The organism is Mesorhizobium sp. M7A.F.Ca.MR.362.00.0.0 (assembly GCF_004023175.1).
In the GTDB taxonomy this organism is placed as follows: Bacteria; Pseudomonadota; Alphaproteobacteria; order Rhizobiales; family Rhizobiaceae; genus Mesorhizobium.
Genome location: NZ_RZTF01000134.1, coordinates 4,840 through 14,607 on the forward strand (window position 1 = coordinate 4,840; position 9,768 = coordinate 14,607).

The 9,768-nt window shown below is 62.8% G+C and carries 10 protein-coding genes; 2 read left to right on the top strand and 8 right to left on the bottom strand.

What is annotated here, in order from left to right:
• Positions 1–13 precede the first annotated feature (13 nt).
• The 3 genes from ntrC to dusB are packed head-to-tail and all read right to left on the bottom strand — an operon-like array spanning position 14 to position 3,638.
• A complete protein-coding gene (gene ntrC / locus EOC06_RS17730) occupies positions 14–1,474 on the bottom strand; it encodes a nitrogen regulation protein NR(I) (protein WP_127322922.1) in 1,461 nt (486 codons plus the stop codon).
• A complete protein-coding gene (locus EOC06_RS17735) occupies positions 1,471–2,613 on the bottom strand; it encodes a nitrogen regulation protein NR(II) (protein WP_128308377.1) in 1,143 nt (380 codons plus the stop codon). The genes ntrC and EOC06_RS17735 overlap by 4 nt, the downstream gene beginning before the upstream one ends.
• Positions 2,610–3,638 (bottom strand): tRNA dihydrouridine synthase DusB, encoded by a 1,029-nt coding sequence (gene dusB / locus EOC06_RS17740; RefSeq protein ID WP_128308378.1) that lies wholly within the window; start codon positions 3,636–3,638, stop codon positions 2,610–2,612. The genes EOC06_RS17735 and dusB overlap by 4 nt, the downstream gene beginning before the upstream one ends.
• Positions 3,639–3,882: 244 nt before the next feature.
• Here dusB and EOC06_RS17745 point away from each other — a divergent pair, with 244 nt between their 5' ends.
• Together EOC06_RS17745 and EOC06_RS17750 are read left to right on the top strand one after the other, a co-directional pair.
• Positions 3,883–5,112, top strand: a complete 1,230-nt coding sequence (locus tag EOC06_RS17745) for a bifunctional 2-C-methyl-D-erythritol 4-phosphate cytidylyltransferase/2-C-methyl-D-erythritol 2,4-cyclodiphosphate synthase (RefSeq protein WP_128308379.1) — start codon at positions 3,883–3,885, stop codon at positions 5,110–5,112.
• A complete protein-coding gene (locus tag EOC06_RS17750) occupies positions 5,109–5,618 on the top strand; it encodes a CinA family protein (RefSeq protein ID WP_128308380.1) in 510 nt (169 codons plus the stop codon). Before EOC06_RS17745 ends, EOC06_RS17750 begins: the two co-directional genes overlap by 4 nt.
• On the opposite strand, the gene EOC06_RS17755 is transcribed toward EOC06_RS17750, so the two are convergent.
• The 5 genes from EOC06_RS17755 to EOC06_RS17775 all read right to left on the bottom strand — a co-directional run bounded on the left by EOC06_RS17755 (position 5,594) and on the right by EOC06_RS17775 (position 9,608).
• On the bottom strand, positions 5,594–6,052 hold the full coding sequence (locus EOC06_RS17755) for a type II toxin-antitoxin system RatA family toxin (protein WP_056588712.1): 459 nt from the start codon (positions 6,050–6,052) through the stop codon (positions 5,594–5,596). The two genes, EOC06_RS17750 and EOC06_RS17755, sit on opposite strands and share 25 nt — an antisense overlap.
• A 12-nt stretch (positions 6,053–6,064) precedes the next feature.
• Positions 6,065–7,030, bottom strand: coding sequence for a lipoyl synthase (gene lipA, locus EOC06_RS17760; RefSeq protein ID WP_024505190.1), 966 nt, complete (start codon positions 7,028–7,030; stop codon positions 6,065–6,067).
• A 138-nt stretch (positions 7,031–7,168) separates the two neighbouring features.
• Positions 7,169–7,426, bottom strand: a complete 258-nt coding sequence (locus tag EOC06_RS17765) for a GlsB/YeaQ/YmgE family stress response membrane protein (protein ID WP_128308381.1) — start codon at positions 7,424–7,426, stop codon at positions 7,169–7,171.
• 89 nt (positions 7,427–7,515) lie between these two features.
• Positions 7,516–8,961 (bottom strand): dihydrolipoyl dehydrogenase, encoded by a 1,446-nt coding sequence (gene lpdA / locus EOC06_RS17770; RefSeq protein ID WP_128308382.1) that lies wholly within the window; start codon positions 8,959–8,961, stop codon positions 7,516–7,518.
• Positions 8,962–8,972: 11 nt separating this feature from the next.
• The gene (locus EOC06_RS17775; RefSeq protein WP_128308383.1) at positions 8,973–9,608 is read right to left on the bottom strand and encodes an SGNH/GDSL hydrolase family protein; all 636 of its coding nucleotides are present in this window, start codon (positions 9,606–9,608) and stop codon (positions 8,973–8,975) included.
• Positions 9,609–9,768: the final 160 nt, after the last annotated feature.

Consider the following 9,768-nt stretch of genomic DNA (forward strand, 5'->3'; position numbering starts at 1 on the left):
CTCAGATCAAGGCTCAGCCCTGCCGCGATGATTTGTAGACGTTGACGCCGAGCTCGCGGATCTTCTTGCGCAGCGTGTTGCGGTTCAAGCCCAGCAGTTCCGCAGCCTTGATCTGGTTGCCGCGCGTTGCCGTCATCGAGGCCAGGACGAGCGGAAACTCGACCTCGGACAGGATGCGCTGATAAAGCCCCGCCGGCGGCAATTCGCCGGCAAAGGAAGCGAAATAGCGCTGCAGGAAGTGCTCGACCGCCTGCCCGATCGACAAATCGTCGGGGATCAGATTGCCGCCACCCGGCACCACCGGACGTTCGCCGGTCTTGAGCTCCGCCTCGATGATCTCGGCGGAAATCTCGTCCTGCGAATAGAGCGCGGCGAGCCTGCGAACCAGGTTTTCCAGTTCGCGCACATTGCCCGGCCACGGATAGCGCTTCATCAACTCGATGCCGCCGGAAGAAATGCGCTTGGTCTGCAGGCCTTCCATTTCGCCGAGCTTGAAGAAATGGCGGACGAGGTCCGGCACATCCTCGGAGCGCTCACGCAGCGCCGGCAGCCGGAGCGGCACGACGTTGAGGCGATAGAAAAGATCCTCGCGGAAGAGCCCCTGGTTGATCAGCGTGCGCAGATCCTTGTTGGTGGCAGCGACGATGCGCACGTCGGTCTTGATCGGCGTGCGTCCGCCGACCGTGGTGTACTCGCCCTGCTGCAGCACGCGCAGCAGGCGCGTCTGCGCCTCCATCGGCATGTCGCCGATTTCATCGAGGAACAGCGTGCCGCCTTCGGCCTGCTCGAAGCGGCCGGTCGAGCGGTTCTGCGCGCCGGTGAAGGCACCCTTCTCGTGGCCGAACAGTTCCGATTCGATCAGATCACGCGGGATCGCCGCCATATTGATGGCGACGAAGGGGCCGCCGCGGCGGCGGCCATATTCATGCAGCGCGCGCGCCACCAGCTCCTTGCCGGTGCCGGATTCGCCCGAGATCATCACCGTCAGGTCGGTCTGCATCATGCGCGCCAGCATGCGGTAGATATCCTGCATGGCCGCCGAGCGGCCGACCAGCGGCATCGCGTCGGGCTGTTCTTCCGGCCGCGCATCGATCTTCGGCCGACGCGGCTCGGAAAGCGCCCGGTTGACGATGTTGAGCAGTTCGGTCAGGTCGAAGGGCTTGGGCAGATATTCGTAAGCGCCGGTTTCGGAGGCGCGGATCGCTGTCATGAATGTGTTCTGGGCGCTCATGACGATAACCGGCAGCTCCGGCCGCGCCTTCTTGATGCGCGGCAGCATGTCGAAGGCGTTTTCGTCCGGCATCACCACATCGGTGATGACCAGATCGCCCTCGCCCGCCGCCACCCAGCGCCAAAGCGTCGAAGCGTTGGAGGTGACGCGCACCTCATGACCGGCGCGTGAAAGCGCCTGGTTGAGGACGGTGCGGATCGCCGCGTCGTCGTCGGCGACGAGAATATTGCCGCGAACGGTCATTTGAGGTCTCCTTCGCCGTCATCGTCGGCGCCGTTTGGCGCTTCTTTCCAGGCCGGCATCAGGATGCGGAATGTGGTGCCGCGCGGCGTCGATTCGCATTCGATGATGCCGCCATGCTCGCCGACGATCTTGGCGACCAGCGCAAGACCCAACCCGGAGCCGTTCGGCTTGGTGGTGATGAACGGGTCGAACAGGATCGGCAGGATGTCTTCGGAGACGCCGGAGCCATTGTCGCGCACGCAGAATTCCAGCGGCAGCGACACGCGGTCCTGCGTGCCCGGAACGGAAACACGGATGCCCGGCCGGAAGGCGGTCGACAGCACGATCTCGCCCTGCGGGTCGCTGCCGATCGCCTCGGCAGCGTTCTTGACCAGGTTGAGGAACACCTGGATGAGCTGGTCGCGGTTGGCAAACACCGGAGGCAATGAAGGATCATAATCCTCCATTATCTTGATTTTCTTGGCAAAACCGTTCTTGGCAATCGCCTTCACATGGTCGAGCACGACATGGATGTTGACGGGATAGCGGTCGATCGGCCGCTCGTCGGAAAACACCTCCATGCGATCGACCAGCGACACGATGCGGTCCGTCTCGTCGGTGATCAGCCGCGTCAGCGCACGGTCCTCGTCGGAAGCAGACAGTTCCAGCAACTGGGCCGCGCCGCGGATGCCTGAGAGCGGGTTCTTGATCTCATGGGCAAGCATCGCCGCCAGACCGGTCACCGAACGTGCGGCACCCCGATGCGTCATCTGCCGGTCGATCTTGTCGGCCATCGACCGTTCCTGGAACATCACCACGACGGAGCCCGGATATTCCGGCACCGGCGCGACGTAGAGATCGACGACCTTCTCGATGCCGAGACGCGGCGACGACACGTCGACCCGATACTCGTTGACCGGAGCCCGACGCTCGCGCACCTGATCGACCAGCGTCAGCAGCGGGCTGCCGAAGGGAATGAGTTTTGACAGCGTGTTGCGGGCGAGCATGGTCGCGCTCGAACGAAAGAAGTCTTCCGCGTCGGCGTTGGCGAAGGTGATGAACCCCTCCTCGCTGATCATGATCACCGGGCGGCGGATGGTGTTGAGCACGATCTGGGCGGCATCCGCCATTTCAGCGCCTTGGACGGCGGCGGCGTTCATGCGGCGCTCCGCAGGTTCAAGGGTTGCGGATCGCGCGAAAACACATCGCGCAACAAGGCAATGACGCGCGCGGGCTCGAATGCGGTCATTATGGCCTTTCGGCTGTCGTCGGCGACGCCGCCGGCATGCCGATCAAGATACCAGCCAAGATGCTTGCGCGCCTGGCGCAGGCCGCTTTCGGCGCCGTAGAGCGCCAGCATGTCCTCATAGTGGGCCACGATGTAGTCGGCGAGCGCGGTCGGGTGCTGTGGAACATTTGGCGTCGCTTCGCCTTTCGCTGCGGCCGCAATGCCACCTGCGATCCAGGGCGCTCCATAATGGGCACGGCCGATCATCACGGCGTCGGCACCCGATTGATCGAGAATGTCGGCCGCTTCCGCCGGCGAAGAGACGTCACCATTGGCGACGACCGGGATGGACACGGCTTCCTTGACGCGGGCGATGGCGCGCCAGTCGGCCTTGCCCTGATAGAACTGGCAGCGCGTGCGGCCGTGCACGGTCACCATCCTGACGCCGGCCTGCTCGGCGCGGCGCGCCAGCATCGGGCCGTTGAGCGCGCCTTCGTCCCAGCCGAGCCGCATCTTGACCGTCACCGGCACCTCGACCGCACCGACAACGGCGTCGATCAGTGACAGCGCGTGGTCGAGATCCAGCATCAATGCCGAACCCGCATAACCGCCGGTGACCTTCTTGGCCGGGCATCCCATGTTGATGTCGATAATGTCGGCCCCCTCACCGGCGGCGATTCTGGCACCTTCGGCCATGTGCATCGCCTCACGGCCTGCTAGCTGAACCATATGGACCGGCAGGCCGGAGTGGCGTATGCGCAGGTTGAAACCGGCCCTGCCCTTGGCGAGCTCGCCACTGGCAACCATTTCGGACACGACCAAGCCCGCTCCATGCGCGTGGGCACGCTGCCGGAACGGCTCGTCCGTAATGCCCGACATCGGTGCGAGGAACACACGATTGCGGATTCTCACGCCGCCGACGTCAAGCGGCGCGGCCAATTGCGTCAAGTTAACCATGCACAAAAACCAAGCATCTTCATTCGTTGCACATTCTCTAGCCATATCGGCCGCAATGTGCAACGCGGAATGACGTCACATTAAGGCGCAATTGGGAAAATGCTGGCCTTCGGCTTTGGCCGCGGCCAAAGCGCCGCGCGTCCCTCAGAACGCGCAAAGGACGCTTTGGAATTTTATACTTAGCGCACGATCTTTCCGAAAACCGATTACACTTTTCGGGATCGTGCGCTAGGACCAAACGGGCATGACTGACGCAGGTGAAAATCACGTTTCGGGTGGGGATGGCAAGGTCGCGGTGGTGATCGTTGCAGCCGGCCGTGGTGCGCGCGCCGGACAGGCCAACGGACCGAAGCAATATCAACACATTGGCGGCTTTGCCGTCATCGCACACACGCTGGACATTTTTCTGGCCCACTCGCGGACCAGCGAGATCGTCGTCGCCATCCATGCCGACGACCACGAGTTGTTCCGGCAGGCGGCGGGCGCCAACGCCGAGCGCGTCACCGCCGTTATCGGTGGGGCGACCAGGCAGGAGTCCGTCCGGCTCGGCCTGCTTGCCCTTAGAGGCCACGCGCCGGCGCAGGTTCTGATCCACGATGCCGTCCGCCCGTTTGTCGATGCCGACCTGATAGATCGCACCATCGCCGCCATTGGCGAGCGCGAGGGCGCGTTGCCCGCTTTGCCCGTCGCCGACACGCTGAAGCGTGAGTCGGCCTCCGGCGTGGTTGGAGAAACCGTTTCGCGCAGCGGGCTTCACGCGGCGCAAACGCCACAGGGCTTTCCATTCTGGCCCATCCTTGCCGCGCACGAGAAAGCCCATCATCTGGGAAAAATGGACTTTACCGACGATGCCGCTATCGCCGAATGGGCGCATATTCCGGTCAAGATCGTTCCGGGCTCGCCGGACAATGTCAAACTCACCTGGGCACGGGATATTGCGATGGCGGACCAGCGGCTTTCCGGCGAACGCGTGCGTTTTCCCGACATCCGGACCGGCAATGGCTACGACGTCCACGCCTTCGAGCCCGGCGACCATGTCACGCTGTGTGGCGTCGCCATTGCACACGACAAGAAGCTGTCCGGCCATTCCGACGCCGATGTAGGTCTGCATGCTCTGACCGATGCGCTGCTGGCGACTTGCGGCGCCGGCGACATCGGCACGCATTTCCCGCCGTCCGATCCGCAATGGAAAGGCGCTGCGTCGCGGATATTCGTCGAGCATGCGGCAAGGCTGGTGCGCGAGCGCGGCGGCCGCATCGCCAACGCCGATATCACGCTGATCTGCGAAGCGCCGCGCGTCGGCCCGCATCGCGAGGCGATGGCGGCAGCCCTGTCGCAGATGCTGGCAATTTCCGCGGACCGCATCTCGATCAAGGCAACAACCAACGAAAAGCTCGGCTTTGTCGGGCGCGAGGAAGGCATTGCGGCGATCGCCACCGCCAGCGTGGTGTTTCCCGGCGAGGTGCCGGAATGATCAACAATGAGCTGGCGAATGCCCTGCTGCAAGCCTGCCAGAAGCGAGGCATCATGCTGGCAACGGCGGAAAGCTGCACCGGCGGCATGATCATCGCGGCGTTGACCGACATTGCCGGCTCGTCCGCCGTGGTTGATCGCGGCTTCATCACCTATTCCAACGAAGCCAAGATGGACATGCTCGGTGTTTCCGCCGCCACGCTCGAGGCGCATGGCGCGGTTTCGCGCGAGACGGCGGTCGAAATGGCGACAGGCGCGCTTGCTCGTTCGCGCGCCCGACTGACCCTGGCGGTTACCGGGATCGCCGGGCCTGGCGGCGGTTCGGCGGGAAAACCGGTCGGTCTGGTCTGGTTCGGGGTTGCGCTGGACGGCCGACCGATTGTCGCCGAGCACCAGCTCTTTGCAGACAAAGGCCGCGATTTCATTCGTCGCGAAACGGTCAAGCACGCACTGGAACTGGGTTTGCGTGCGCTTGGCCAGCATCAGGCTGAGGGTGCTGCACCATAAATAACGTCTGCGCGCTTCTCGAAAGCCTCGGCGAACATGCGGAAGGCGCGGTCGAACATGGTGCCCATCACCGCGCCCAGAATACGGCTCTTGAATTCGTAGTCGATGAAGAAGCGGACGGCGCAACCGGCGCCGTCCGGTTCGAAACGCCAGACATTGCTCAGATATTTGAACGGGCCGTCGATGTATTTCACGTCGATGGTGTTCTCGTCGGGCTTCAGCAGCACCTGCGTCGTGAAGGTTTCGCGGATCGCCTTGTAGCCGATGCTCATATCGGCGAGGAGAACGGTGCGCCCGTCACGCTCCTTGCGCGAGCGAACCGTCAGCGCTTCGCAAAGCGGCAAGAATTGCGGGTAGGATTCAACGTCGGCGACCAAAGCGAACATCTGCTCGGGTGTATGGGATACGCGTCGGGTGGCTTCGAATTTTGGCATGAAACCGGCTGATTAAGCTGATTTCTTGAGAATCGCTTCCCGTGCCGCACGCAGCTTGGCGAAATCGTCGCCGGCGTGATGCGACGAACGCGTCAGCGGGCTGGACGCCACCAGCAGGAAACCCTTGGTCCGGCCGATCGTCTCGAAAGATTTGAATTCCTCCGGCGTGACGAAGCGGATCACCGGATGGTGCTTCTTCGACGGCTGCAAATATTGGCCGATCGTCATGAAGTCGACATTGGCCGAACGCAGATCGTCCATCAGCTGCAGGATCTCATTCCGCTCTTCGCCTAGACCCACCATGATGCCGGACTTGGTGAAGATCGACGGGTCGAGTTCCTTGACCCGCTGCAGCAGCCGGATCGAATGGAAATAGCGGGCGCCCGGACGAACCGTCAGATAGTTCGACGGCACGGTCTCCAGATTGTGGTTGAAGACGTCGGGCTTGGCCGCCACGACGATCTCCAGCGCGCCGTCCTTGCGCAGGAAGTCGGGCGTCAGGATTTCGATCGTCGTCAGCGGCGTCGCCGCCCGGATGGCGCGGATGACCTCGGCAAAATGCTGCGCACCGCCATCGGCGAGATCGTCGCGGTCGACCGAGGTGATGACGACATGGGTAAGGCCCATCTGCTTGACCGCGTGTGCGACGCGGGCCGGCTCATCCGGGTCAAGCGCGGTTGGAATGCCTGTGGCGACGTTGCAGAACGCGCAGGCGCGCGTGCAGATCTCGCCCATGATCATGAAGGTGGCGTGCTTCTTTTCCCAGCACTCGCCGATGTTGGGACAGCCGGCCTCTTCACAGACCGTCACCAGCTTGTGCGACTTCACGATTTCGCGCGTTTCGGCATAGCCCTTCGACATCGGCGCCTTGACGCGGATCCAGTCGGGCTTGCGCAGCACATCCTGGTCGGGCTTGTGCGCCTTTTCCGGATGCCGCAGGCGCGGTGCGTTGGCGATCGTATCGAGGACAGTGACCATCGGGAAACCTGGTTCATTGGCGAGCGCCAGTCAGGCGTTCGTTGTCATAACGTCATCTAGGACTTTTCGGCGCAAGAAAAAAGGCCGCTGCGGCGCATGCCGCAACAGCCTTTTTCGCATGGCAGATCTTCAGTGATGTTAACGGCGCACCAGGCGTCCTGCCCAGATCAGCAGGCACGCTCCGATAAAACCGGTGATCAGATAGGCAATCCAGCCAATCCCGAACGGGCCGAAATTGAGAGCCTGCAGAATGGCGTTCAGCACGACCGCGCCAACGATACCCATAACGATGTTCATGAAGATGCCGGTGTTGCTCTTCATGAACATTTCGGCGAACCAGCCTGCCAGACCGCCGATAATGATGGCTGCTATCCAGCCGACGCCATTCAAATGCATATGCCTTCTCCTTGTGTGATGCGTGAAAACGCATCCGCAAACGAACTGGCTTGCCGCCGGGTTCCATCTGTAGCAGCGCTTTCAATCTATCACGCGTTGAGCGCGCGGCCATAGGCGTCGAGCACGCTTTCCTTCATCATCTCCGACAGCGTCGGGTGCGGGAAGATGGTGTGCATCAGCTCTTCCTCGGTCGTCTCCAGGTTCATCGCCACGACAAAGCCCTGGATCAGTTCGGTCACTTCGGCCCCGACCATGTGCGCACCGAGCAGCTGGCCGGTCTTCTTGTCGAAGATGGTCTTGATGAAGCCCTGGTCCTCACCGAGCGCGATCGCCTTGCCATTGGCGGCGAACTGGAAGCGCCCGACCCGGATGTCCTTGCCCTCGGCCTTGGCCTTGGCTTCCGTCAGGCCAACCGAGGCGACCTGCGGATTGCAGTAGGTGCAGCCCGGAATCTTCAGCTTGTCGGTGGCATGCACGCCGGGGAAATCAGCGATCTTCTCGATGCACACGACCCCCTCATGTTCGGCCTTGTGGGCGAGCATCGGCGGGCCGGCGACATCGCCGATGGCGTAGATGCCCGGCACATTGGTCTTGCCGTAACCATCGATGACGACGCAGCCACGCTCCGTCTTCACGCCGAGCGCCTCGAGCCCGAGGCCCTCGATGTTGCCCTGCACGCCGACGGCCGAGATCATCCGATCGGCGGTGATCTTCTCGACCTTGCCGTCCTTCATCTCGACATGCGCGGTGACCGAGTTGGCACCCTTCTCGACCTTGGTCACCTTGGCTTCGAGGATGATCTTCATGCCTTGCTTCTCGAACTGCTTCTGCGCGAATTTCGAGACTTCGGCGTCCTCGACCGGCATCACCGCCGGCAGCAGCTCGACCACCGTCACCTCGGCGCCCATGGTGCGGTAGAAGGAGGCGAATTCGATGCCGATGGCGCCTGATCCCATGACCAGCAGCGACTTCGGCATCTCCTTCGGCACCATGGCCTCGAAATAGGTCCAGATCAGTCTGCCGTCAGGCTCGATGCCGGGCAGTGCGCGTGGCCGGGCGCCGGTCGCCAGGATGATGTGCTTGGCGGTGTAGGTGCCCTCGCCCTTGACGCCTTTCGGCACCGGGGGCTGCGGCTCCATCGGCTTCTTGGCCGTCTTGGACACGACGATCTCACCCGGCTTCGAAAGCTTGGCCTCGCCCCAGATGACGTCGACCTTGTTCTTCTTCATCAGGAAGGCAACGCCACCGTTGAGCCGCAACGAGACTTTTCGCGAGCGGTCGACCACGGCCGCTGTGTCGGCGCTGACCTTACCCTCCAACTTCAGGCCGTAATCCTTCAGGTGATCCGAATAATGCATGATCTCGGCCGAGCGCAGCAGCGCCTTGGTCGGGATGCAGCCCCAGTTGAGGCAGATGCCGCCGAGATGCTCGCGCTCGACGATCGCCGTCTTGAAGCCAAGCTGCGCGGAGCGCACCGCCGTGACATAGCCGCCGGGGCCGGAGCCGATGATGATGACGTCGTAGTTCTCAGCCACGGTTTTCTCCTTCACAATTCCAGCATGACGCGCACGACTGGTGTCAGCGCCTCGCCGATGTTTCGCGTGTTTTCGGCATCGAGGTGGACACCGTCGAGGGGGGTGGTTTGCGCCACGCTGCCGGCATCGAAGAAGCCACAGCCGGCTTCATCGGCGAGCGCGGCATATTGCGGTGCCAAAAACTTCGAGGCGTCATCGCCGCCGGCAAACATTTCCTTGAAATCGGCATTTTCGGTGCGGCTGACCACGGGCGGCGACACGATCAGGATCTGCGGCGCCGGCCAGTCGAACGGATAGTCGTGGCCGCGCACGATGTCGATCAGCCGCTGGATGCCTTGCTTGGCCGCGACCGGATTGCCGTGGATCCACGGCTTCATGTCGTTGGCGCCGAGCATGATGACAATCAGGTCGATCGGCGCATGCGTCGTCAGGACGGTTGGTAGCAGTTTTGCACCGTTGCGGTCCGCACCGGCCAGATGATCGTCGAAGGCGGTGGTGCGGCCGTTGAGGCCATCGGCAATCACTTGCACGCCGGCGCCTAACGCTGCCTGGAGCACGCTGGGCCAGCGGTCTTCCAGCGCATGGCGGCCACCTTCGGCATTGTAGCCCCAGGTCAGCGAGTCGCCGTAGCAAAGAACCGTCTTCATGCGCCCACCTGTGCGTTAATCGAGCCGCGGCTCAACCGCCAGCGCACGAACAGCCAGTGAACCAGCACAGTGGCCAGGTTCGGCAAAACCAGGCCGGCGACGATCGGCAGGTCACCTCCCCACTGGCGCTTATCGACCGGCTGAGAGAACGTCCAACAGA

Excerpts from the sequence above, each read along its gene's own strand:
- EOC06_RS17750 (WP_128308380.1), top strand. The coding sequence starts at position 5,109 with ATGATCAACAATGAGCTGGCGAATGCCCTGCTGCAAGCCTGCCAGAAG.
- EOC06_RS17755 (WP_056588712.1), bottom strand. The coding sequence starts at position 6,052 with ATGCCAAAATTCGAAGCCACCCGACGCGTATCCCATACACCCGAGCAG.
- EOC06_RS17765 (WP_128308381.1), bottom strand. The coding sequence starts at position 7,426 with ATGCATTTGAATGGCGTCGGCTGGATAGCAGCCATCATTATCGGCGGT.
- dusB (WP_128308378.1), bottom strand. The coding sequence starts at position 3,638 with ATGGTTAACTTGACGCAATTGGCCGCGCCGCTTGACGTCGGCGGCGTG.
- EOC06_RS17745 (WP_128308379.1), top strand. The coding sequence starts at position 3,883 with ATGACTGACGCAGGTGAAAATCACGTTTCGGGTGGGGATGGCAAGGTC.
- EOC06_RS17735 (WP_128308377.1), bottom strand. The coding sequence starts at position 2,613 with ATGAACGCCGCCGCCGTCCAAGGCGCTGAAATGGCGGATGCCGCCCAG.
- EOC06_RS17775 (WP_128308383.1), bottom strand. The coding sequence starts at position 9,608 with ATGAAGACGGTTCTTTGCTACGGCGACTCGCTGACCTGGGGCTACAAT.
- lipA (WP_024505190.1), bottom strand. The coding sequence starts at position 7,030 with ATGGTCACTGTCCTCGATACGATCGCCAACGCACCGCGCCTGCGGCAT.
- ntrC (WP_127322922.1), bottom strand. The coding sequence starts at position 1,474 with ATGACCGTTCGCGGCAATATTCTCGTCGCCGACGACGACGCGGCGATC.